The organism is Desulforhopalus glucosivorans (genome assembly GCF_054397165.1).
In genome coordinates this window covers 975,008-1,000,938 of sequence record NZ_AP044854.1, presented here as the reverse complement: position 1 = coordinate 1,000,938, position 25,931 = coordinate 975,008, and the positions used below count along the sequence as shown (strand labels likewise).

General features: G+C 43.5%; 18 protein-coding genes. 9 read left to right on the top strand and 9 right to left on the bottom strand.

Features of this window, described 5'->3' with window-relative positions:
* Positions 1–6: 6 nt before the first annotated feature.
* Both ACX6CI_RS04335 and ACX6CI_RS04330 read right to left on the bottom strand, forming a co-directional pair.
* Complete coding sequence (locus tag ACX6CI_RS04335; RefSeq protein WP_458776947.1) at positions 7–660, bottom strand: YigZ family protein; 654 nt, start codon at positions 658–660, stop codon at positions 7–9.
* A gap of 2 nt (positions 661–662) precedes the next feature.
* Positions 663–1,328, bottom strand: a complete 666-nt coding sequence (locus ACX6CI_RS04330; RefSeq protein WP_458776946.1) for an HAD family hydrolase — start codon at positions 1,326–1,328, stop codon at positions 663–665.
* A gap of 385 nt (positions 1,329–1,713) precedes the next feature.
* Here ACX6CI_RS04330 and ACX6CI_RS04325 point away from each other — a divergent pair, with 385 nt between their 5' ends.
* The 9 genes from ACX6CI_RS04325 to ACX6CI_RS04285 all read left to right on the top strand — a co-directional run bounded on the left by ACX6CI_RS04325 (position 1,714) and on the right by ACX6CI_RS04285 (position 15,060).
* Positions 1,714–2,286 (top strand): NUDIX hydrolase, encoded by a 573-nt coding sequence (locus ACX6CI_RS04325; RefSeq protein WP_458776945.1) that lies wholly within the window; start codon positions 1,714–1,716, stop codon positions 2,284–2,286.
* A gap of 169 nt (positions 2,287–2,455) precedes the next feature.
* Positions 2,456–3,961: a lysine--tRNA ligase gene (gene lysS / locus ACX6CI_RS04320; RefSeq protein ID WP_458776944.1), complete on the top strand. Its 1,506-nt coding sequence runs from the start codon at positions 2,456–2,458 to the stop codon at positions 3,959–3,961.
* Between the two features lie 33 nt (positions 3,962–3,994).
* Positions 3,995–5,221, top strand: coding sequence for a lipoprotein-releasing ABC transporter permease subunit (locus tag ACX6CI_RS04315; RefSeq protein WP_458776943.1), 1,227 nt, complete (start codon positions 3,995–3,997; stop codon positions 5,219–5,221).
* A complete protein-coding gene (locus tag ACX6CI_RS04310) occupies positions 5,218–5,901 on the top strand; it encodes an ABC transporter ATP-binding protein (RefSeq protein ID WP_458778433.1) in 684 nt (227 codons plus the stop codon). Before ACX6CI_RS04315 ends, ACX6CI_RS04310 begins: the two co-directional genes overlap by 4 nt.
* A 260-nt stretch (positions 5,902–6,161) precedes the next feature.
* Positions 6,162–8,321 (top strand): CHASE2 domain-containing protein, encoded by a 2,160-nt coding sequence (locus ACX6CI_RS04305; protein ID WP_458776942.1) that lies wholly within the window; start codon positions 6,162–6,164, stop codon positions 8,319–8,321.
* Between the two features lie 1,083 nt (positions 8,322–9,404).
* The gene (locus tag ACX6CI_RS04300) at positions 9,405–10,001 is read left to right on the top strand and encodes a 5'-nucleotidase C-terminal domain-containing protein (RefSeq protein ID WP_458778432.1); all 597 of its coding nucleotides are present in this window, start codon (positions 9,405–9,407) and stop codon (positions 9,999–10,001) included.
* A complete protein-coding gene (locus tag ACX6CI_RS04295; protein WP_458776941.1) occupies positions 9,998–13,417 on the top strand; it encodes an ATP-binding protein in 3,420 nt (1,139 codons plus the stop codon). Before ACX6CI_RS04300 ends, ACX6CI_RS04295 begins: the two co-directional genes overlap by 4 nt.
* 20 nt (positions 13,418–13,437) lie before the next feature.
* Positions 13,438–14,406: a GGDEF domain-containing response regulator gene (locus ACX6CI_RS04290; protein ID WP_458776940.1), complete on the top strand. Its 969-nt coding sequence runs from the start codon at positions 13,438–13,440 to the stop codon at positions 14,404–14,406.
* Between the two features lie 33 nt (positions 14,407–14,439).
* Entirely contained in the window at positions 14,440–15,060 is a 621-nt protein-coding gene (locus ACX6CI_RS04285; RefSeq protein WP_458776939.1) for a nucleotidyltransferase family protein, read from the top strand.
* Here ACX6CI_RS04285 and ACX6CI_RS04280 read toward each other — a convergent pair.
* From ACX6CI_RS04280 to hisD, 7 genes are all read right to left on the bottom strand, one after another.
* Positions 15,040–17,070: an AsmA family protein gene (locus ACX6CI_RS04280; RefSeq protein ID WP_458776938.1), complete on the bottom strand. Its 2,031-nt coding sequence runs from the start codon at positions 17,068–17,070 to the stop codon at positions 15,040–15,042. The two genes, ACX6CI_RS04285 and ACX6CI_RS04280, sit on opposite strands and share 21 nt — an antisense overlap.
* A gap of 653 nt (positions 17,071–17,723) precedes the next feature.
* On the bottom strand, positions 17,724–18,563 hold the full coding sequence (locus ACX6CI_RS04275; RefSeq protein ID WP_458776937.1) for an MlaA family lipoprotein: 840 nt from the start codon (positions 18,561–18,563) through the stop codon (positions 17,724–17,726).
* A 364-nt stretch (positions 18,564–18,927) separates the two neighbouring features.
* Positions 18,928–21,567: a sigma 54-interacting transcriptional regulator gene (locus ACX6CI_RS04270; RefSeq protein WP_458776936.1), complete on the bottom strand. Its 2,640-nt coding sequence runs from the start codon at positions 21,565–21,567 to the stop codon at positions 18,928–18,930.
* Positions 21,568–21,642: 75 nt separating this feature from the next.
* The gene (locus ACX6CI_RS04265; protein ID WP_458776935.1) at positions 21,643–22,560 is read right to left on the bottom strand and encodes a ribose-phosphate diphosphokinase; all 918 of its coding nucleotides are present in this window, start codon (positions 22,558–22,560) and stop codon (positions 21,643–21,645) included.
* Between the two features lie 66 nt (positions 22,561–22,626).
* Entirely contained in the window at positions 22,627–23,700 is a 1,074-nt protein-coding gene (gene leuB / locus ACX6CI_RS04260) for a 3-isopropylmalate dehydrogenase (protein ID WP_458776934.1), read from the bottom strand.
* A 51-nt stretch (positions 23,701–23,751) separates the two neighbouring features.
* Entirely contained in the window at positions 23,752–24,414 is a 663-nt protein-coding gene (gene rsmG / locus ACX6CI_RS04255) for a 16S rRNA (guanine(527)-N(7))-methyltransferase RsmG (RefSeq protein WP_458776933.1), read from the bottom strand.
* Positions 24,411–25,712: a histidinol dehydrogenase gene (gene hisD / locus ACX6CI_RS04250; protein ID WP_458778431.1), complete on the bottom strand. Its 1,302-nt coding sequence runs from the start codon at positions 25,710–25,712 to the stop codon at positions 24,411–24,413. Before hisD ends, rsmG begins: the two co-directional genes overlap by 4 nt.
* Positions 25,713–25,931 lie beyond the last annotated feature (219 nt).

The window sequence follows — 25,931 nt, the reverse complement described above, 5'->3', positions numbered from 1 at the left end:
GTTCTCTTACTGCTCCTCATTATCCTCGCCCGTCTCACGCTCTACCTTAATCTGCCCGGAAGTAAGATCCCGCAGCTGGAAAAGAAATGGATCCACGTTCTCTTCTATTATTTCAAGAATAAATCTTACCTCCTCTCCATAAACCGTATCAAGAGTTACAACTCCATACTCACTGCATATATGCCTGAAACTTCCTTCAAACTGATAGTGGAGACTGACTGTAACTCTTTTCTTTTCCACATATTCTTTCAGGCCGATTTCATCAATCGCCAGCTTAAGACCATTTGAATATGCCCGTACCAGTCCACCACTGCCAAGTTTAATACCACCAAAATACCTGGTGACCACAACAAGCACATTACCAATATTTTCATACTGGAGGATATGTAACATTGCTCTTCCTGCAGTCCCGGAGGGCTCCCCATCGTCGCTACAGTGAATATCTACAGGTGATGAAGGAGAACCTACGATAAATGCATAACAGTTATGGTTTGCGCCAATCTCTTTTGCAGTGATTGCCCTGATATGATCCAGAGCCTCATCTTTTGAGTGCACTTCATGGATACAGGTGATAAACCTGCTCTTTTTCACCACAGTCTCATGGATCACAGAAGAATTTGGAATAAAATAGTTACTGGACATGTCTAATTTGTGACTCACATTCACTCAGATTTATTTAAAGAGAACAGTGAATCTATGGCATCCTGTAAGTTACAACAATCTTTCAGCACTATAGTTCCTTTTTCAAACACAACGTCCCCTTGAATGCCAATAAAGTGTAGACCAGTCTCTTTTGCCGCATCATAATCCGTATAGGCATCTCCAACAAATACACATTCTGATGGATCAAGATGATACGTATCAAGCAACATTTTAATATGGTCTGGTTTTCTTACAGGGGAACCAAGTTGTTCGTGGAAACTATCACTCATCCCCCGCTTTTGAAGTATATATTGTAACTCCACCTCAGGTGTGCCTGAAATCACAAAGGATTTAATCTCACTACCACGCATTGACAGAAGAAATTCTTCAGCCCCGGCAATCCATTTTTCTTCAATGACCTTTTCAACCACAAGCTCAGAATAGTGATTGGCCCACTGCTGTAAGACATCTTCCGTGAGAGGTACACCAATATAATGAGCATGGGCATGAGCGATCTTTTCTACCCTGCTGATCCCACCATGTTGTTGGTGGTGAAACAGTACCTTTTCTATAATGTCTTCAGGGTAGTCCATAAACAAGGTGCGAAAAGCCTCTGTCTTTGTCGACACCGAATCGATAAGAACACCATCAAAATCGAAAAAAATTGCACGTAATTGTGGTTGCATATTCCCTCTATAAACCTAAACCTTGCATGCCAAACATAAGAAAACATTTTTAATCATTACATTTCAGTATGTTAGCCACTCTGATAACCAATTATCAGACCACTTTTTAAATGTATTATCCTCAATAGCATTTTTCTCATGTTTGTCACCCTTCGGGATTGCCGATTTTACGGAATTTGCTTCGTTTGCGTACATTTGAAATACTTCAGAATATCTACATCTACGCCGCCTCGCAGTTTCGGCAGGTAGCGTAGACTCCGAACTTGGCAATTGCAAAATCTAGGTATTAAACCTATTGTGCTATTACAGACTAGTAATAATTTGTATTCATAGACTAAAAGTAAAATCACAGAACTTTCTAAACACAAACCAAGTGAAAACCGGGATGACAATAAAGAGAAAAGACGATGAATTGTGGCAGGTAACAGCACCTGAGACAATACTTTCAACTCCAGTTATGAATGTACTCACAAGTCAGGTCGTCTGCAAGCGCAGTGAAAAAATGAAGTCTTTTTATAGGCTTGATTTTTCCTCCTGGGTAAACATTGTGGCTGTGACGAAAAATAAACAGTTCGTTTTCATCCGGCAATACCGCTTTGGCTCAGGACAGCTCGAACTTGAAATCCCCGGTGGCGCTGTAGAACCGGGTGAAGATCCCCTTGATGCAGGAGTAAGAGAACTCCTTGAAGAAACAGGATATACTGGAGAACATGCCCGCATCATTGGCAAGGTCTGTCCTAACCCGGCAATTCAGGACAATTTTTGTTACACAGTTCTCGTTGAAAATGCACAGAAAACCAGTGAACAACGCCCCGATGACATGGAAGATATTGAAGTGTTCACCCTTGAACAGTCTGAGCTACTGGAGCAGATGAAAAATGGCTCCATTGAGCATGGACTAGTACTTAATGCCCTCATGTTCTATGCCATGACAGTACCTGATTTTTATAAGCAATAATGTGATTACCCCTATAAAAGAATTACAACCCATACAAGGAGCAGTCCAAAAACGATTGACATAATGGCTAATTCCCAGTAATTCCTACTAAGTTGATATATTGATGACCCGCGGCAGATTTCTGCCGCTTTTTTTATCGCCTCACACACAATTCCAAGAGCATTTAACCATGACAGAAGAAAACCAAACCCTGGCACAACGACGAGAAAAAGCAGCATCCCTGGCAGACCTAGGCGTTAACCTCTACAGCAACGGTTTTAAACCGGCTAACGCTGTGGCAGAACTCCTCCCAAAAGGTGAGAACTTAGGCCCCCAGGAAAAGGAAGAAGGAGAGCAGCTTTACTCTGTGGCTGGTCGTATCATGGCAATGCGTAAGTTTGGTAAGGCCGCCTTTTGTACAATTACTGACAAAAGTGGTCAGATCCAGATCTATGTCAAAAAAGATATCGTAGGCGACGAAGTTTTTGACACCTTTAAAAAATGGGATATCGGCGACATTGTAGGCATTGAGGGTTCACTCTTTAAAACTAAAGTTGGCGAGCTGTCTGTTCAGGCACGATCAATTGTTATGATCTCAAAATCCCTTCGTCCATTGCCGGATAAATGGCATGGTCTCAGTGATGTAGAGACCCGGTATCGTCAAAGATATGTTGACCTCATTGTAACTCCTGCCAGTCGAGACACCTTCAAGAAGCGGGTTGAAATTATCCGACTTGTCCGCGAGTATCTCAACACCAAGGACTTCATGGAGGTTGAAACCCCTATGATGCAGCCTGTCCCGGGTGGTGCTACTGCAAAACCTTTTCAGACCCACCATAATGCTCTGGATATGGATCTATACCTTCGTATTGCTCCAGAACTCTACCTTAAACGCCTCTTAGTGGGTGGTTTTGAAAGGGTTTTTGAGATTAATCGAAATTTTAGAAACGAGGGACTATCCACCAGGCATAATCCTGAGTTCACCATGCTTGAATTCTACCAGGCCTACGCAACCTACGAAGATTTAATCGAGCTTACTGAAGATATGATCTCATCCATCTGTGAAAAGGTGAACGGTTCCATGCAGATTACCTATCAGGGTACAGAGGTAGATCTTTCCCCGCCATGGACCAGACTCACCATGGACGAATCCCTCATCCAGGTGGCAGGAATCGATGCTGAGATCCTGGCCGATGATGACAAGGTCATCGCCCTTGCAAAAGAAAAAGGTATTAAACTCGAAGAGCAGGCGGGGCCTGGAAAGGCAAAGACAGAACTCTTTGAACTTCTGGTTGAAGAAAAGCTCATCAACCCGACCTTTATCACTTCGTACCCCACTGAAATATCTCCCCTTGCACGGCGCAACGAAGAGAACCCTGAGGTGACTGATCGTTTTGAACTGTTTATCACAGGCCGTGAGCTTGCAAATGCCTTTAGTGAGCTCAATGACCCCATCGACCAACTTCAGCGTTTTGAAAAACAGATCGCTGATCGCGGTGATGACGATGAGATTCACCCGGAGCTCGATTATGACTACGTGAGAGCGCTTGAATATGGTATGCCATCGGCTGCAGGAGAAGGAATAGGTATTGACCGTCTTGTTATGCTGCTCACCGACGCCCCATCCATACGTGACGTTATACTCTTTCCTCACCTTAAGCCGGAAGTACGGCAACAGCAAAGTGATGAAGAATAGACTCACAAATCGTTACAATATAAAGAGCGCATAATGTTTGAATGGTTTGTTGGCATGAGGTACTTGAGAGCCAAGCATAAGCATGGCTTCATTTCCCTGATTTCTCTGATCTCGGTTGCCGGGATCACTGTGGGTGTTATTGCCCTCATAGTCGTGTTGTCGGTCTATTCTGGTTTTACCACTGGCCTGAGGGATCAGATACTTGGTGTCAACTCACACATTATCGTGCAAAAATATGGTGGTGCGATAAGTAACTATCAACTGCAACGTGATCGCGTTCTCACGGTAAAAAACGTTACAGGTGCCACCCCCTATCTCTACACCCAGACACTTCTCAGCAGTGCAAATGGCGGAAGTGGCGTCGTGCTTCGAGGAATTGATCCGCGAACCGCTGAAAACGTAGTGAGTCTCTCTCAGCAGATGCTGACAGGCTCCATCAAGGACCTCGATCAGGATGCAACGAATCTGGTCCCCAACATCATACTTGGGAAAAATCTGGCCTCAGAACTCAGGGTTGGCAGAAACGACAAACTGCGCCTTATCTCACCGTCAGGCCCTCTTACCCCCATGGGAGTTATTCCAAAGATCACCACATGCAGGGTCTCTGGAATTTTTGAGACAGGAATGTTTGAGTATGATTCAACACTTGCCTATATGTCCATTGGCAATGTACAGAATTTCCTTGGGGTTGATGACATAGCCCATGGAATAGAGGTGAAAATCAAGGAGGAGTATCTGGAACGTGCGGATGTAATTGCAGCTGATATTACCGAAAAACTTGGCTCGGGCTTTGTCGCAAAAGACTGGATGATGATGAACCGTAATCTTTTTGCTGCGTTTAAACTTGAAAAGATAGGTATGTTCATCGCCATGACGTGCATAATACTCGTCGCTGCCCTCAATATTATCAGCGCCCTTGTTATGGTTGTCATGGAGAAAAGTAAGGATATTGCAATCCTGAAGTCCATGGGTGCCAGTTCTGGTTCTATAATGAAGATATTTTTCCTCCAGGGAACTGTTATTGCTTTTGCTGGCACAGGACTTGGTGTTGCAGGTGGTTTAGGCCTCTGCGAGCTTCTTTCACGTTACCAGTTTATCGAGCTGCCTTCAAACGTCTACCCCATGACAACGCTTCCCATAAAAGTACTGCCAATGGATGTGACCATTATTGCTGTAAGTTCCATTGTCATTACCCTTCTGGCAACACTCTACCCGTCGTGGAAGGCCTCAACTGTACAACCTGCCGAGGTGCTTTCCTGATGGCTCTTTTTCAAGCTAAAAACATTAATAAATCATACAATGCAGGAACTGAAACCCTCACCGTTCTAAGCGACATTAACCTCTCAATAAACCCTGGTGAGATGAGTGCAATCGTTGGAGCCTCAGGATCTGGGAAGACTACCCTCCTACAAATCTTAGGAACACTCGATCTCCCCACCAGTGGCAGTCTGTTTTTTGGGGAGACTGAACTCCTCAAACAGACGTCAAAAGAACTGGCAGCCTTTCGTAACAACAGCATCGGTTTTATTTTTCAGTTCCATCATCTGTTACCAGACTTTACAGCTCTTGAAAATGTGATGATGCCAGCACTTATTGCAGGCAGGAAAAAGAGTGAAATAGTTGGTAAGGCTACAGAACTTCTGAAGCAGGTTGAACTCGATCACCGCCACCACCATAAGGTTAACGAACTCTCTGGAGGCGAGCAACAGCGCGCAGCTCTTGCACGGGCCCTGGTTATGGAACCAGCCCTGCTGCTTGCAGATGAGCCCACAGGCAACCTCGACACCAGGGCTGGAGATATCGTTTTTTCACTTCTACAACAACTGTGCCGAGAACATAATCTTTCCACCATAATGGTGACCCATAACACCAAACTAGCAGCACTTATGGACCATTGCATGGTTCTCCGGGAAGGATCTCTAGTGCCTAAAACGGATTGACAATCCGCTCCCTTCACGCTCTTTCTTCTTCATAAATCAGCAGGTTTCCTGTATCTTTCAACTACTTCAGTGTTTATCGATTGTTTTTTACTACTGTTTTGTGTCCTCAATGAAGAACAGCACTCCCAATCTCAGCACGTAACAGTACCACGTACTCTATTTTTCTTATGAAGCTATTGCCCCTGCATAACGTTTCCTTACCGGCTGCCTGTAAAGCAGGGTTCTTCTGCACGCTTCTCAGTTGTCTGTTCTATTTATCAATGGGAGACAACAAACCTGAAATATTTACAACAGTTGATAACCGACTCATCGATTCGATGTTTAATCTTCGTGGTCCTCAGGATAGTTCGGGGTCTGTTGTCATAATTGATATTGATGAGAAAAGTCTTCAAGATTACGGTCAATGGCCCTGGCCCAGAAGTCTTATTGCAGATCTTACAGAAAAAATTGCCCACGCAGAACCCCTCAGTATCGGTTTTGATCTTATGTTTGCAGAAGAGGATCGCTGTTCACCCGCCTATCTACTCAATCATTATGAGCATCTATTTACACAGTCATCCAGAAATAAACGAGGTGAGTTACGTGCACTTATATCCCAAGTTCCAGATCCAGATAACAGGCTTAGCACAATTCTAAGCACCTCACAGTCAGTTCAGGGGTATCGATTTCTTTTCAAAGAAGATTTTCAAAAACTCGCTGAGACCACACCGCATCTTAAGCATAGCCTTAGTCTCACAAGCCCGGAAATAGATTTTAATGACGTCCAGCTCATATCCGCTTACAGGCCAATCCTCAATTTTTCCCCAATAAGGGCTGAATCACCAGAAGGATATCTTAATCTTTTCCATGACAAGTTTGGCACCGTTCGCAAGGCGCCTCTCTTTCTTCTGATGGATAATATCCCATATCCTTCTCTTGTGACTGAGATGTATCAAACTGCCACAGGTAATGATAGCCCTGTGCTTCATACTGAAGACGAAAAGAGTGGAAAATATTATCCCACAAAAGGGATAACTCTTGGAACAAAGTATTTTAAAACCGATTCATTTGGTCAGATCGACATTAATTTCAGAGGCCCAAGGGATACCTTTCTCTATCTCTCCGCAAGTGATATACTCAACGGTTTTGCCGTACCACTTCTTGCAGATAAATATGTTCTCGTGGGTTCAACCGCCTCTGGTAACATAGATTTAATTTCAACCCCCTACTCATCAAGATTGCCCGGCGTTGAAATCCATGCAAATATCCTCGACAACCTGATAAAAAATGACCCGCTTATCTGGGATCAGCATTTAGAGCAACTACTTTCCTATGGAATTCTTATAGTGGGTGGAACAAGCATAAGTCTTGCCCTGGTATTCCTCCATCCTCTTATTGGGGTTGTTCTCTGTTGCCTGCTATTCACAGGACTTGGCCTTGCCAACTACTATCTCCTTTTTCTTGAGAATATACTCGTTGGTACATCCTTTGTAAGTGCTCTGCTTGGAACAATATTTTTTACAGTGACCCTCTCTAATTATTTTTTTGAAGGAAAGCGCCGATCTTTTATTAAGCGTGCCTTCTCTCACTACGTCTCACCGAATGTGATCAATGAAATCATGCGACACCCAGAACGACTCGACTTGCGTGTAGACACAAGGGAGGTAACAGTTCTCTTTTGTGATATCAGAGATTTCACAACCCTTGCAGAAATCACCCCCCCTGCTGAGCTCGCTCTCTTTTTAAACAACTATTTTTCACTCATTACCGATATCATCATACACCATGACGGTATGGTGGATAAGTATATGGGGGATGCAGTGATGGCTGTATGGGGAACCCCGCTTGCAGACAACCAGCATGCATTAAAAGCAGTCCAGGCAGCCCTTGACATGGTTGAAGCAGTAAACAATAACAGAGATGAATTATTGCTTTCCGGACAACCCATTCATATCGGCATAGGTATTAACACAGGGCTTGTAAGCGCCGGGAATTTTGGCTGTAGCAGACGCTTTGATTATACGGTTCTTGGGGATAATGTTAATCTTGCCTCCCGTGTTGAAGGCATCACTAAATATTACCCAACTGAAATCCTTCTCACGAAATCCACCTGTAGCAATGTTCACGAATTTATTCATTGCAGGTTCGTAGATACAGTTCTTGTAAAGGGACGAAACAAACCAGTAGACCTCTTTGAACCACTGGCAAAAAGCACAGAGAGAAGTACTGAAAATGCTCTTTCTCGATATGAACAGGCGATTGTTTACTACAAAAATGGAGATTTCAGCCAGGCCGGCATGCTCTTTGAAAAACTGTTGGAGTCATATGCCGATCCCTTATACGAGATGTATTTAAAAAGATGTATAGAACTACAGGGCCAACCACCACAGGATCACTGGGACGGTGTGTACCAACACAGCTCTAGATCTCAGCTCGTATAAATTTCTTTTTCCTACCTCCCCTGTCTGTATTACCTTTGTCTGTATTACCTTTTGTTGTTAATTTTCCTTAACTTTTCAAACTCTTTACGATAAACTTTTTTAAGAAGATTTTTGGCCACCATTTTTTTAATTTTTAGTAACAGAACAATCGTGAAATCAGACAACAAGAAGGTTTTTTTCTCCCCACTTATCCTGCTGCTCTTCTCCCTTATTGCCATACCCAAATTCGGAATATCGGCCACTGTTAATCAAGCACTCACAATAATCTTCACCTCTGATATGGCAGAGATATACCTTGACCACGACCAGGGGGGGCTTGCCCACCTTCAAACTTTTCTCAAAAAGGTCCGTGAAGAAAACGATAATGTCCTATTTATCCATGGTGGCGCTGTATTATCTCCTGGTATTTTATCTACAATTGACAAGGGTGCCCACATCATTTCCATCCTTAATGATCTTAACCCAGATGTGATGGCCATCTCTAAAAGTGATCTTGCCCACAAGGAGGACACCCTTTCCCTTCGAGCATTTGAAGCATCCTTTCCCATCATTAACTGCAACATTTTTGATCCCTTAACGAAAGGACAATTAGAAGGACTGCTTCCCCACTTTATGAAAAAAATAGGGTCGTACAACATTGGATTTGTCTCGATTGTCGACCCAGAGGTTATTGCCGACTACATGCCCCAGCGCATTACAACCATTGATGTTAATAAGGCTGTTGCACAAAACTCTGAAATATTAAGACAACAGGGCGCGGACATTGTTATCCTGATTATCGATATGGATCTCGAACATTTTAATGCACAATTTTTGAATCCTCCTGTGGATATAGTTCTTCTCTCAGACCCAAGTGGAGAAGCTGGCCTCATTCATCAAGGAAACAGCCTCTTTGAAATACGAGGTCATAAAGGAATGGCAGGTAGGATCACTCTTAATCTAAGTACAGATGATCTTACGACGCAATGGACCAGTTCCAGGGAAATGATCAAACTCAGTGACTATAAACCGGATGCAATGGTGAACAAAAAAATCGATTCCTACCTCGTACAGGTCTCTGAAATACTCGACCAGGTTATTGGAATGACTCGTACAGATTTGGACACAAGACGTGTAGCCATGCGGACGGGAGAAAATGCTTTCGCCAATCTTGTCGCAGACGCTCTCCGGAAATTTTATAATTCAGATATTGCTCTGATCAATGGTGGTGGATTTAGGGCCAACAAAAAGTATCCATCAGGCTCAAACCTGACCATTGGCGACATCCAAAAAGAACTACCGTTCAACAACAGAGTCGTAAACGTTAAGGTAACCGGAGCAATGTTAAAGACTACTCTTGAGACCGGACTGAGCCGAATTAAAGAAATAAAGGGATGCTTTCCCCATATTTCAGGCATCACTGTTGAATACAATCCTGCTCTTCAACCTAGGCACCGAATACTATCCATAACTAAGGATGGTCAACCTCTTGATCCAGAAAAAGCCTACACCCTAACCACCATTGACTTTCTAGCCAATGGTGGTGACGGCTACAATGAACTCAAAAACGCCAAACGAATAATAAACATTGGTGATCCCCAACTGCTTTGGGAATATGTACGTAACTTTATAATTGAAGAAGGTGCAATTTCTCCGGAAATAGATGGAAGAATGAAAGTTGTAAGCCAGACATCGCCATGAATACTTCCCAAAACAAAAATGGAGAATCAACGCCCTTTAACCCGTTACGCTCAATAAGGGTCACAATTGGTAGTGGTATTCTTATTCAGGGATTATTGTTTACAGCAATATCTGTAATTGCGCTTTTTGGTTTTTACAGTTTTCAGAATCTACTCCAGAATTTTTCAGAAAAGACCTTTCCTTTGACCACCCAGGAGGCGCAAAGTTCAATCTTAATGGGCCAATTGCTTCAACAGGTCAACCTTCTCCATACTGCAGAATCCCAGCAAAAAAGACGAATTGCCCTGAAAAACATCAACTCCCAGTTTACCAGAATTAAACAGTTCAGTTCAGCTAACCCGAAAGCCTTTGAAAATAAACAAGGCACAAAGATGGATTATCTTGAACAGTCCATTACCACCTTGAACAATTTCGTTTCAAAAAAGATTGACCTGCAAAAAGACCTTTATACAGCAACTACCGGCCTTATCATCCACAGTCAACAGGTCCACACACAATTAGGTGCACTGCTTGAACATCTTACTGACCCTGAAATAAAAGAGACTATCACGACACTTGAACAACAGGCCTTTACTGTTCTTGTCACCGGTCTGCAAAGCAAGCAGCAATCGAGCCTTTACGGGCTTAAAGCCAAGGAGTCCAGTGTCAATGTTCTCATTGATGAGATGATAGACACCACAAGGTATCTTCCTGCCCATTTACAAAAATCCACAGGAACCATAGTAGCCACAATCCAGGACGCACTCCTTGGTGATAATGGAACCATTACTGTGGCGAAAAACTACCTTTTAGTTATTAATGAAGTGAATAGTCGGGCAACATTTATCCGCAACCTTCTGGAAAACAAGGGTGACTCCAGTATGGGCCACTTCTTTGATCTCACAACCTCAGTTGCAAATGATTCCAGAATGTTATCAGATAAGGTTCAACGGCAGATTCAGATTCTATCACTTCTCTTTATTGTTTCCCTGTTCCTTGCCATTGGATATTTTATTTACTTCCAGCGTTTTTTGATCAGTCGGCTTACAAGCCTCAACAAAACCGTCCTTGCGATGGTAGCTGGAGAAAATTTACAGATTGAAGATGCTGGAGGCGATGAAATTACAGAGATTGCCAACTCCATCAACTATTTTTCGACAGAACTCCATGAAGCAAAGAGTGTTGCAGAACGATCGGCTGTGCAAAAATCCGAGTTTCTTGCACACATGAGTCATGAAATCCGCACTCCCTTAAACGCAATTCTTGGTTTTTCCGATCTGGCACTCATGACCAACAGCCCTACTGAGCATCTGGACTACTTAAGTAAGATCAACAATGCTTCCCACTCTCTGCTTGGCATTATCAATTCCACTCTGGATATATCAAAAATTGAGGCGGGTAAATTCACCTTTGATAAGGTTGAGTTTGACCTGCGAAACCTACTTGAAGACCTCTCTTCAATAATCAGTCTAAAATGTGAAGAATCCGGGTTGAAGTTCTACTATAATATAGAACCAGGCACCCCATATAAAATAATCGGAGATCCATTACGCCTCAGCCAAATTCTGACAAATCTCGTTACAAACGCGTTTAAATTCACAAGTGAAGGCAGCATAACTATTCATATTTCGGCAAAAAATAGACTTTCAAACTGGAAGAATAAAACAACACTTCTTTTTTCTGTAGAGGATACTGGAGGCGGTATCTCAGAAAAAAATGCACAACAGCTTTTTCAACCATTTACCCAGGCAGACAAATCCATCACCCGTAAGTTTGGCGGTACCGGACTTGGCCTTGCCATCTGTAAAAACCTCGTTGAAATGATGGGCGGCGATATCTGGTTCAAGCAAAATGAGTTAAAAGGGTCCACCTTTTCATTTACCTGCACCTTTGAACTGGTGGATAACAGTTCATTTTTTAATGCTCCCAGTAAGCTAACTGAAATGTCAGCAATCGTCATGTCACGAACACCCAAGTCCGCGACGGAACTCTCCATACAGCTTAATCACTTTGGTCTGACCATTTTCCAAACCCTGTCTATTGACGAAATACTTGCCAAAATCAAAGATAATTCAGGTGAAGGTCATGATGAAAATGAAGAACTCATCTTCATTGACTGCGAAGACCTGTCCTTCCACTTGCAGGAGGCTGTACAGTCTGTTAAAGAGGCTGTAGCTGGTGACAGCGTCTGCCACCTTATTTTAACCGGGCCACAGCGCCTGGCGGCCCATTTTCATTCGCAGCATAAACAGGTGTCTGATTACTATCTGGTTAACCCCATAACACCTGCTCGACTTTTAGATGCAATCACAACAGTTCTCGATATCAACAACCCACACTGTTTACAAAAACAATCCATTTTCAATCCAATCGATACATCGAACAGCAAAATTCACGGTGGTGCTACCATACTTTTGGTTGAGGATAATGAAATCAACAGCCAGATTGCGGTTGCTTATCTTAAGTCACGAAATTTAGCTGTTATTGTGGCACATAATGGAGCAGAAGCCCTGGAGATACTTCTTTCCACAAGTGGTGGTCAGGTCAATGCCGTTCTAATGGATATACAAATGCCAGTTATGGATGGCTATACCGCCACCAAGGCAATAAGAGATCTTGATGCTCCGATTTCAACAATTCCCATTGTTGCTTTAACCGCCCACGCAATGCCTGAGGAAAGAGAAAAATGTATCCTGGCAGGAATGGACGCGTATATTACCAAGCCAATAAATGCCAATGACCTTTTTCACACTCTAAGTGAACTTATAGGGGAACAAATCCCACACCAGCAACTGACACACCAACAGACTACCCCCCATAGTATTCCTGACAATCTGCTTGCCAAGAACTCAAGCTTAAATATGAAGACCGGACTTGCTCAGGTAATGAATGACCCTGCGCTCTATATGGACCTTCTCATGTCCTTTGAGAAAAACTACAGGGGATGGCCAAACGATATATTGTCAGCTTTCAGGCTTGGAGATCTTGAACAATGCCGCCACCTTGTCCATACTCTCAAAGGGGTAAGCGGTAACCTTGGAATGGAAAAGCTGTTCTCCTTAAGTGTGCGCTTAGAGCTCTGTATACGCGGCAATGAGATAGATTCTATACAACAATTGCTGGACGAAGTTGAAGAGGAAACAGGGGTTGTGTGTGACTTCTTGAGCGATTGGCTTGAACAGAACAAGAACAATCAGTGGTCCTCTGAAGAATCGAAGCCCAAACTTGACCGCTATAACTACAATATTGAAGATCTCACTGAAATACTCTCCACTTCATTAAAAAATAATAGTTCTAAAGCACTTAAACAGATACAATTGCTCAAGTCTCAGTTAGGCGATGAGAACATCTATGTGTTTAACAAAATTGAACAGTACGCTAAAGAGCTTGATTTTGACAAGGCCCGCGATCTGTTAACTGAGTGGCAAACACAATAAGGCTGAAGAGGTTTTTGCTTATGCACGATGATACAACCCAAAAGATTCTCATAATTGATGACTCAATTGAACATATTAAAATTCTAATCGCCTTATTGGATGATCTCTACGACGTATATTTTGCCAAAAGCGGCAGAGAAGGTATAGCTATCCTCCCTTCAGTGCATCCTGATATTATTCTGCTAGACATTATGATGCCGGGCATGGACGGTTTTGCAGTTTGTAAGGAAATTAAAAAAGAACCTCTATACCAGGAAACCCCAATCGTTTTTATATCTGCCCAGGGTGCTGACGAGGACGAAACCCAAGGACTGGAGCTTGGTGCAATAGATTACATTACTAAACCCTTCAGCCCTGCTATTGTTCGCGCAAGAATAAAAAACCACCTGCAACTGCGAACAGCAATGCAGGAACTAAAGCACCTGTACAGTCTTGCCCTGGATGCAAACCCCATCACAGGTCTCCCAGGTAACAACTCCATCACCCAGCACATAGAAAGTAAGGTCCTCTCGGGTGAAAATGTCTGTGTCATCTACACGGATATTGATAACTTTAAGGCATACAACGATAAATACGGCTTTACCAGAGGAGACGATGTTATTCACTTCACCTCAGAAATCATACAGACAACAGTACGCAAATCCCCCTGCCCTGATGCCTTTATAGGGCACGTAGGAGGGGATGATTTTATTCTGGTTATTCCATCAGAATACGGCTACGAGGTGCCAAAAGAAATCATTAGGCGCTTTGATAAAGAGGTGACTCAGTTTTACAATCGACAGGATACCGATCTTCGCTATATAGAATCAAAAAACCGCCAGGGAAAAGCACAAATCTTCCCTATCATGAGCCTATCCATTGCCGGAATTGATCTACAGAACAAAAATTACACCACCTGTCTTGAGGTCAACGACGCATGTGCAGAAATGAAAAAACGAGCAAAAGAGTCTCCGGGCAGCACCATCTGCTTTGACAGACGAAAAGAATAAAATGTACAGAGGAAAACCCCGGATACCTCTATCATGAATTCAAAAGGACACTTTTCAGCCATACTACTTGCTGCCGGGTTATCTTCGCGCATGGGCAGCCCCAAACAACTGCTACAGATAAATGGTGCGACCATGCTGGACCGTGCTGTTGAGACCGCCCTTGCAGCCGGGATCGATAAACCAGTCGTCGTACTCGGTCACAACGCCTCAGAAATACAACATCAAACAGAACTTCTCCACAAATGCAAAGTTGTTATAAATGAGTCCTACCAAACAGGGATGTCAACATCACTACGATGTGGCGTGGCAGCCACAACAGCCAAGAGCTCTGCATATCTATTTATGCTCATCGATCAACCGCTGGTAGATGGTACTTTAGTAAGGGAATTACTGAGAAAATTTGAACAACAAGAGGCTGATATCCTCTATCCGGAGTACCAGGGAAAACGGGGCAACCCTGTGATTATCTCCTCAAAACTACGCGGACGATTGCTTGAGGCAAAAGGCGACAGTGGTGCCAGGTTTCTTTTCACAGACAAGGCGCTCAATATTATCGCCCACCCGGTCTCAACCCCTGCGGTCATTATAGATGTAGACACTCCAGAGGATCTACGTAACTATAAAAAGCTCCACCTATTCGACAAAGATAGATGAGTTGAGTTCTTTGAGATCATGAATGATCACCCTGCCTCGACCAACATTATATGCTTTTTTCTTTTTACTTGGCTTTATAAGCTCTGGCCTCAAGCCAAAACGCTCGGCAACAATCGCTGGATCGATAAGCGGGGTTCCAACCATTGGAACATCCTCTTCAACCGGAGCGGGCATCTTTTCATCAACCAGGGTCTGGGCATCCCTCATCTCATGAATCGTTGTTTCATGCTCATCAGTAAACCCATTGACGGCTAAACCCTCGCTCCCATAACTGCCCATAATCGAGAGAACCTCTTCATCTGCACTCTCTTTTTCAGGTGAAATAGAAAAACTCTTTTCATCCAGCTCAATAACAGCACTCATTACTGTGTTGATTCCATCAGCACTCAGTGTAAAGGGTTGAAGATAAATAACGCCTGCTCCCATAGCGAGATTTGCTGAAAACTTCTCAAAATCTGTGGTAAACGAATAGTCTCCGGATTCATCAACAACATCACCTTCGGTGTCATCTTTTAAAAGTTGTAGTCCTGAAATCATTCCACCATCAATTTCGAGATAACCCTGTCCAACAAAGGCCTTACCGATATCACTACCGGCTATATCAGATCTTTTCAGATTAAGATTACCACTTAAGACCCCCGATATAAATGATGCCCCAATCAGCTCTTTGCTGAACGGTTCCGCCTGAACCTCACTTAATTCAATATGAGTATTCATTGACACAGGCTCTTTATCAAGTCCAATTACTGCATTAAAGCTACCTCGACCACCGTGAAGCACAAACGTCCCGTCACCCACTTCCACCACCCCATCAACAACACTGAGCTGCATATCAACATCGTTAAATAGAACCTCTGCAAGGCTCAATTCTTCCGCCGTTATATGGGCGGTAAAGGGGGTCGATTTAACAATATTAAGAACAGGATGTTCTTTCTCACCATTGCCAGCTGTGTTGCCTAGAGCACTTTCTGAAAAATAGCGATCAAGATCCAGTGTATTAAAACGTACATCGATCTCGTTGATCACGTCACTTTGGGAATCATGGGATAACTCATATGTAAATGATGTATTGTCAATAACCCCTGAACCGGATTTAAGAGTAAACGTATGAATATTTCCAAGGAACTGGCCTTCCAGTTCAATGACCTGACCACTCAGAACACTTCCATCGTTGTCGTCTTCACCACCTTGTCCATCCACAAATACATTATCAAGAGCAAAACGTGGGACACTCACCTTTAGATCACAGGTAGTACTATCCAGTGGATAAGTACATTCACCATTCACATTGGCCTTGATACGCTCATTGATTTCTAAACGCAAATCCGTTGCAAGAGAACCTAATCCGGCCGAAACGGGACCAATATCTCCTGTTGCTCTCACCTTATAGCCATCAACAACACCCTTAATATCCGCTTTAGCCTTTTCTGTTGAAGAGACTTCATTAAGCAGGACCATAAGATCTTCAATGACATGTTGAGTCCCAATATTCTTATCAACATAGGTAATCTTACCGCCGGTGACTGCTAAAAGCTCTACAGCAACATCCCGGTCAAAGATCCAACTAAGGTGAGATGTACGTGTTTGCCTATCTGGTGCAGAATTTTTGGAATGAAACATTTCCCAGTTTGTCTCACCACCAGGTTCCCGCCTCAGGTTGATATTTAGCCCGCTGACAACAAACCTTGAAACCTCCACCTTATTAATCAAGAGGGGCAGGATTTTCAATCTGGCTTCAAAGGAGTCAATCTCAATAAAATCATCACCACCAACACCCTCAGGATTACCAAGGTGCATATCAGAAAAAGTAACACTCAACCACGGAAAAAAAGTCAGTCCAAAATCAGAACCGACACTAAAGGTACGCCCGGTGTGTTGGGAAATTTGTTTTTCAATCTGTGGGAGGAACTTCTGAACGTTAATAAGGGCAGGCAGCAACATGGCAGTGATACACAGAAGAAATGTGCCTACCACCAGAGGAACAACACCATACTTAAAGATATTTTTCATTGGAGAACCTATCACAAATCACTGAGCTCAAATAAACATCCAAACAAACTGCAATCCCAATGAAACAAAGGATCAACTGAGTTATTTACTCAGACGGTCCTGTTATAAAACAGATTTTTTGGGGTTACAGTTATTAGCCACCATGTACCTGGAGACAGTTAACCGAAAAAGAATCTTCGTGCCACCTATCCAGGTTGAGTTACCCGTCCCCGGGACTCACGTAAACTAAAATACGTAAAACCTTGTATAGCTAACACAAAAACACAGCTCAAGTCTAGCAACAAAATTGTTTATTATGAATAATTTATCGAGATAGATCAAGTTGTTTAGCCGATCGTATCCAGATAGAGTTAAAAGGCAAATCGTTTCTGAGTTACAAACCTCAACAATGAATTACAAATAGGAAACCGAGAGTAGCTTTTGGTAATCAGAATAATGAGTCCAATTAACAGCAGTAAGTGGATCAAAAAGGAAGGTACTGTTTTTACATTACAAAAACAGTTTTCACAACATAATTAATTTCAGGCATGATACGTGCAATGTAAGTTGTGTTCCACAAGGAACTCAACTCAACCCCCCCCAATCGGGTAGACATTACGCAGTTTGTATATTCTACCCGATTTTTTTTGCCCGGATGGTTGGATTACATCCCCTTAACGCTGATCAATAATAGCTTGCCTATAGTCATAATAGGCTTGTCTGGATGCAACATAGGGATCGAGGGAAAATCGTTTCAGATCGTCATAAAGTGTAGGATTAAGGGAAAGCGTGTTCAACCTATTTGAAGTGTAATACGAGATATCCAAAGCCAGATTGTCGTGGAAATATGGAATCGGGTGTGTATAGGCATCTACCACTAAACCAACGGTATCTCTCACACTGGAAGGCCCGATGAATGGCCAGCAGATATAAACCCCATCACCAATTCCCCAACGACCAAGGGTCTGCCCAAAGTCAGCATTAGCTGGCTCAATATCAAACTCGAGATACGCTGTATCCACGAGTCCGTAGACCCCAATGGTACTATTTATAATAAACCGGCTAAACACCACACCTGACTGCTTAAACTCACCCTGCAAAAGAGAATTTACAAATCGTACCGGTGAAGAGAGATTAAAGAAAAAGTTACCAAAGCATTGTCGTAACTCTCGAGGTAAAAGCCAGATATAACCGTCCGTTACCGGACTAAGAACATACTCATACACCACGTCATTAAAACCGAAGAACACCCTGTTAATCGGCTCAAGAGGATCGTTGATAGTTGCAGTATCATCTATATCAAAATCATCGTCAAACTCATCGTCAATGTCAAAATCATCATCGAGTAAATCTGGAAAACTACTTTGAGTGCCGGAAGTTTCCACAGCCATAAGAGGGGCAACCGGAAATAGTGTAATCAAAAAAAGCAACAAAAGGGATAGAACTGTTTTAGTACGCATATCACTCATAATGGCCTTTACCCTGCGACCAATTAATTTTATATTAACTACCATTACTTTCTTGCCAATTGTTCTGCAAAAATACCTCGTACCGAGTAGTAGAAACTTACTACCGGGTTACGATTAGTCAACAGATTATCAACAAGAGTTTTAAAACAAGTTGGCCAAGACGCATCAACACAGAGATAAACGACCAGTATTAAACACTTTTCACCAACATATCTCTTCCAGGATACTATCCTTTCTATTTACTGAAATTCTACTAAACCGAGCACAGAGACTGTAAGCGAGGCAAGATCACAGTGTGATCAGCCCTATGCTATGGCTGCATCTACAAAAGATGAAGGTGCAACAGCCCCAGCAAGTTTTGTTAAACGGATACATTCAATACTTTTCATGAAATATGTGGTCTAAACAGTTACACCATAAATACGAACATGGTTGCGAGGGTACAGAGAAAACTAAAGGGCAGAAAAAGAGTTTTAGATGTCACAGGAACTCCCACAAGAACCCGCTCGGTTACCCTATAGGTGGCATATAATGCGGCAAGAAGACCTCCCATAACCGTTATGAACTGAAGCACATACGTGGAATCTGAACTAATCAGTCTGATATCCTCATAACTGTAGGCAAACCCAAGAAATTCCTGAATATTCGGAATAATACGACCGGCTCCACTAATAAAAAATTCGAGGTGCTGGGCCATATACCCTCCTAGTATGAGAGGAATAAAGCCGTAGCCTAAAAGCGGTAGCAAAACGTCCTTATCGATCTTCGCATAGATTGACTGGATGGAAATCATACAATAGTAACCAACCTGAAATACAAAAATAATTGTAAAAAAAAGTGCGCTTGCCACAATCCAGCTCGGCATATGTAGTCCATGGACGTCTCCTAGCACTCCAACACACCATTCAACTATCTCTTTGAACTGCGGCTGTAAGGCAAAGGGAAAAAATATGGCTCCCAGGGCAACAATCAAAAAGCTATCAGCCTTCCTCGGCGTCTCCAGGGACCACAATTCCTGAGGAGCCAGACGTACATTGAGCTGTATAGAACTGTTATCACAAGCCTTAATACACTTTGCACACATGATACAATCACGATTATCATCAACAAGGTACGGATGACGAAACATTGGGCATCCAGGAATTTCGGAGTCCCCGTGATAACAGGCATGGCTCTGACACCGATTCAGACATACATGACTGTTGGAGCGTAACTCCATAACCGAGGGCATCGAGAATATTGCATTCACAGCCCCAAGAGGGCATAAATATCGACACCAGGCCCTTCTCGAATACAGTACACTAAACAGTACCGAACCGAAGGTTATAATGAGAATGATTGCCCCTGTTAGATACCTGTTATTATACGCATCCCAAACAATTTCAATCCAGAACACAAGAATACAGAGCACCGCCATAATCCAACCCGAATAATTAACCATAAAGGCAGGAAGTTTCCGTGTGGGTTTGATGAAATTTTGTAAAAGTGTGCCGGGTGCTGCAAAGGAACAGACTCCGCACCAGGTTCTTGCCAGAAAGAAGAATGAAAAAAACATCAGCGGCCAGCCGATATACCAACCTATGGTTAAACCTATATTTGAAGTGGGACTTGATGGCCCCTTGAAAAGACAGAGGACGGTGATGAGGAGGACACAAAATATAACGAACTGTGGAACTCTTGGGAACACCCAACTGGATAATACCTTTCTAATCCATGGAATTCGCAAGAGATTATACTCCCACTTTCCTTCTGTCTTTGGCAAGCCTAGTAGAACCTCCTCAGGGTCAATCTCATCGTCTTTAGCAAGCATCACAGCGCGCCTGATAACGCTTGAAAGCTCCGTCAAGTTGCCAGGCCAATCATAATTGAGAAATATTCCAAGGGTCTCTGAGCTCACCTTGTAAATTTTTTTACCATACTCCTTGCTAAACCTGTTGAGATAATGGGACACAAGCCGCGGCAGATCTTCTTTGTGATTACGTAGAGGTGGAACTTCAAACTCCTGCTCAGCAACAAGTGAAATAAGTTCTGGAATCAGCTTACCTGTAGTTCTCAAATGATCCACGGAGAAACTGGAGACAAAGACAATCCTTGACTGCATAGCCTGTTGCTTCTTACTGCAAACATGGGAATAGGTGCTGCTTTTTATAATTTTAACCAACTCTTTCTGCAGCGCATTTGCCAGGAGATGTACGTGGGTAAAAACAATAGTTCCCCCTGAGGACTGTTCAAAATAGCCAGCCAGCCTTGCCTCAGCGAAGGGGAAGCTATTCTGCTCAAGGCCAAAGAGTTTGCGTTCAAGCTGTAGCGGTTCATACTCACGGAGATCGACTTCGACATAATGATTTGTAGACCGGCTACTTTGCAGATGAATCTGCCTCGATATTATGGTCTTTCCTGTGCCGGATTCACCTGTCAGAAAATAGGGTTTTTTGTTAGAGGCAAACTCTTCAATTACAGCCTGGGTCCTCTTGGCTGTTTTTGATTCCCGAATATCAGTTTTACGACTTTTTGCAAGACGTCTGAGGTGAATTGCTGATATATTTTTATCTTTGAATAAAATAACATCATCCGCCTCCGAAATATTTTCAGAGACTCTATTTGAGTGGCTCGCATCTATCTGATCGAGAAAGGCGACTCTCAGCCTCTCGGCAAGGGCTGAGTCAAGTTGACTATGAATTCTGTGGTTTGTAAGAAAGGCCCTTTTGAAAAAACGTTTATCAAAACAAATGACGACCAGATCGCATATTGCCCGCACACCAAGGGATCGCAGGGAGTTAGTTAACAGTCCCGTTTCTCCAAAATGGCCGCCCGGCCCAATCTTACCTACAATCTTTGTTGACCCGACATCATTATCTAAGACAAGCTCAACATCCCCTACTGCAATGACATAGAAAATCTCGCTGGCCTCACCTTTCTTATAAAGATACTCACCTTCCGCAACGACTTGCACCCGTGCAACGTCAGCAAAAGAGGTGATCTCTGAAGCTGTAGCATCCTTAAAAAGAAGAGACTGACTTAAGTGTTCAACAATAACGTCGCGTTTCATTTCTGAACCTGAAGAACCTTTTATGCCAACAAGAAAACAACTTACCCCACAAACAAGTCCGCCGAGATACATGTCCTATATGTGCAAATAATCTTCAATAACCTCTGCAAGTAGTGGAGCAACTGAATATACATCAAGAAAAGAGTCATTCTCTTTTCCGGGATATGTATCAGAACCTATAACCTTACTAATAGGTCCATTTTTAAATTTTTCTATGGAATTTCCTGCCATGACAAGATGGGTCGCATGGGCGACAACCTCCTTTGCTCCGGCCTCAAGGCATCTATTGGCGGTCTGAATAATCGAACCACCGGTACGAATCATATCATCACAGATGATCACCGTCTTTCCCTTTACAACACTTGAAACCTGTCCCACAATGGTCTTGTCAGTATCATAACGATCTTTGTCGGCTGCGGTATGTGGACAATCGAGTAGACTGGCAAGTCGTGCCACCCTCTTTGAAAAACCATAATCTGGAGAGACCAACACATAGTCAGTGAGACCTGAGTTTTGTATTTTATCCACCACCAGATCATCCGTCCAGACATGCTTGGTGCGAATTTCTCCAGCATGGGCGTGGAGTACTGCTTCAGAATGCAGATCAACAAAGGACACAAAACTAGGTCTGGCCCTGAAAATCTGCCGGGTACGCGTTATTCCTTTAGGAAGTTCAAAGGTGCCCGGCTTGGCCCGTTCCATTGTGGAGTAACCGAGAAATGGAATGATAACGTTTACCGAGGCAGCATTCCAATACCTGCCGCCTGAAATGAGGTCGAGGAGTTCCTGATGTGCATTGTCATCATGGGTACTGGCCAGAATAACAAGATCTTTACCTGAGACTGACTGAGGGAAGGCATGAAAACTCTCACCATCTGCAAACTGATGACGCTCCATTTCAGTAAAAGGCATCCACAGTCGTTCAGCAACTTTATTTGCAAGTGGTGTTGAAGCACTATTTGCTACAAGAATTACATTTTCTTTGTTTGTCATCTCATACTCTGCTTTACATAACAATGATCTGAGGTGCGTCAGACACACCTCAGATTGTATATGGAGTTACAGTTCACTCACTATCGCATCACCCATCTGCGCAGTATTGACAGGTTCACCCTTCCCACCACAGAGATCAGCAGTCAGAACACCCTTTTCAAGGGTTGCTGCCACTGCAGTCTCAATGGCTACAGCAGCCTCTTCAAGACCAAAACTATAGCGCAGCATCATGGCAGCAGACAAAATCTCAGCAATGGGGTTGGCAATACCCTGCCCTGCAATATCAGGTGCAGAACCACCAGCCGGTTCATAGAGACCAAAATTATCACTGTTAAGTGACGCAGAAGCCAGAAGACCCATGGAACCAGTGAGCATTGCGGCCTCATCGGAAATAATATCTCCAAACATATTACCACAAAGCATAACATCAAACTGATGGGGATCGCGGACAAGCTGCATGGTGGCATTATCAACATAGATGTGATTTAACTCGACATCCGGATATTCCTTTGCTATTTCAATAACCACCTCACGCCAAAGTACCATGGTTGTCAGAACATTTGCCTTATCAACAGAGGTAACCTTCTTACTTCTCACCCGAGCTGCGTCAAATGCCATACGTGCAATTCGCTCAATCTCAGCTCTAGTGTAGGCCATTGTATCATAGGCTCTCTCATCAGCACCAGAACCTTCGCGTCCTTTTGGAGTTCCAAAGTAGATATCTGAGGTGAGTTCACGAACACAAAGGACATCAAACCCATCTCCTACGATATCTGCTCTGAGTGGACAAGCTGCTGTCATTGAAGGAAAAACTTTGGCTGGTCGATAGTTACAAAACAGGTCAAAATGTTTTCTAAGGGGTAAAAGAGCTGCTCGCTCAGGTTGCTTTTCCGGGGGCAGACTTTCCCACTTGGGACCACCCACAGAACCAAACAGAATGGCATCACTATTTTCACACAACTCAAGGGTGGATACAGGAAGCGCCTCTCCATGATTATCAATTGCTGCACCACCAACATCAGCATACTCATACGACAACTCAAAACCAAACTTAGCCTGAGCCGCATCCAGAACCTTGATCGCCTCCTTCATTACCTCGGGACCGATTCCGTCACCTGCGAGAACTGCAACCTTCTTCATGTTTACACCTTTCTATAATATTACGTAATTAGTTATACTGAGATTCAGTAGTTATTGTGCATCAAAAAACAACAGTGTGCGCTGAACCCCTGACTTGGGCAGTACACACTTCACATTCTTTCCAGGAACATATCCAGATTGTTCTATAACATCCCCTGCAGCCTCAAGCTCATCCGACCATTTAGGGCCCTTCATACAGACAAGTTGTGCGCGAGTCTTTGAAAACCCTGAAACCATTTCTATAAACGGACCGATCTCAGTGACCGCTCTGCAGGTAATGTGAGTAAAAGCCTCTTCTTGTAACTCCGGTATTTCTTCGAGTCGTTTTGCATAAATATCGACAGCCGAAAGTTTCAGATTGCGTACAATATGTCGTAAAAAGCTTACACGTTTTAGCCTTGGTTCAACCAGAGTCAACTGAAGAGAATCCCCTAGAGCTGCTTTGCAGATAAGGCCTGGAAAGCCCCCCCCTGTCCCAATATCCAAGAGATGAGTCCCATCGCTTTGTAAAAAGGGCGCAAGGGTCAGAGAATCAAGAAAATGCTTTTCAACAATCTCCGCATCCGTCGTGGCTTTTGCAATGAGATTAACCTTCCTGCTCCACTTCTTTAGTTGGTCAAAATAGCTTTCAAGCGGACCATAGGCGAGCTCTGGAATCTCAAGACCAAGAACGTCGACACCCGCTGCAAGCTCTGATCTAAAATCAAAACTCATTTTTCAAGCCGTACCGCAACTGAATTGGCATGGGCGCTGAGACCTTCGAGCTTTGCCAAACGCATGATATGTTCGCCATCTGCTTCCAGAGCGTTTTTGGAGTAGCTGATAATCGAACTCTTCTTCAGAAACGTTTCCACCCCCAGTGCCGAAGCAAAACGAGCGGTTCCCATGGTCGGCAATACGTGATTTGGTCCTGCCAGGTAATCTCCCGCAGCCTCTGGCGTATTACTACCAAGAAAAATTGCACCAGCATGTCTTATATGAGGAAGCTGCTCCCAGGGGTTTTCAATGTCCAGTTCTAAATGCTCAATGGCAATGGAGTTTGCAGCTTCAATGGCTTCTTCAAGGTCATTTGCAACCAGGATCACCCCATGATCAGTAAGAGCCGTTCTGGCAATAGCTTCCCGGGAAAGAAGAGGTAACTGTTTATCAAGTTCAGCAAGAACCTCTGCTGCAAGTGGCTCATGGGTCGTAATAAGTATGGACAGAGCCTGCAAGTCATGCTCGGCTTGCGCTAGCATATCTGCTGCCACATGGGCAGGATTTGCAGTTTTATCGGCCACAATCAAAACCTCTGAAGGTCCAGCGATCATATCGATACGGACCATACCGGAGACCTGACGTTTGGCCTCAGCCACAAACTGGTTCCCAGGGCCCACAATTACATCCACCTTAGGAATAGACTCTGTTCCGTGGGCAAGCGCTGCAATGGCCCAGGCTGATCCCGCCTTATAAATTTCAGTTATTCCAATTTCCTGTGCTGCAACAAGCAGGTGAGGACTAATCTGCCCATTTTCATCAGGCGGAGTCACCATTACACGCTCATTAACACCAGCAATTGCAGCAGGTATGCCATTCATAAGAACAGAAGAGACAAGAGGCGTTGAACCACCCTTTCCACCGGGCACATAGAGACCGGCTGAATCTACAGGCCGTACCAGACGACCAACTATGGTACCGTCGTCCCTTGTCTGCATCCAGGAATCTTCCATCTCCCGTTCATGAAAACTCTGGATACGATCAATTGCCTTAGTAAGGGTTTCAAGAAAATCACTGTCCACCTGGTCATAGGCTGCAATAAGTTCCTTACTGTTCACCTGCAACTGATCAATAGTCAGGTTTGGGGCATCAAATTTCCGAGAATAACTCAATACCGCCAAGTCCCCGTTTGCCTTAACCTCTGCCACAATTGCTTCCACGGCCTCCTGGCAACCACTGTCCGCTGCCTGGAACCGATCTAACAAATCATTAACAATTGTAACCCCTTCAGGGGTTGAGATATTAACCGCTGTAATCAAAACATTACCTCATTATATCAGACAGACCGATGTAACCTTATTGCATGTCATTGAACAACTGGCACATCAGTCTAATTCATTTATTTCTTGCGCTAAAACAGGATGCTACTATACGCTATTTAGCTCTATTTATAAAGTTCAACAGTAAGTAATTTTCTCGTTCTGTCATGCTTTTCATCACAAGTCGCTTAAAAATGGTCAAAAAGTGCATGTGCT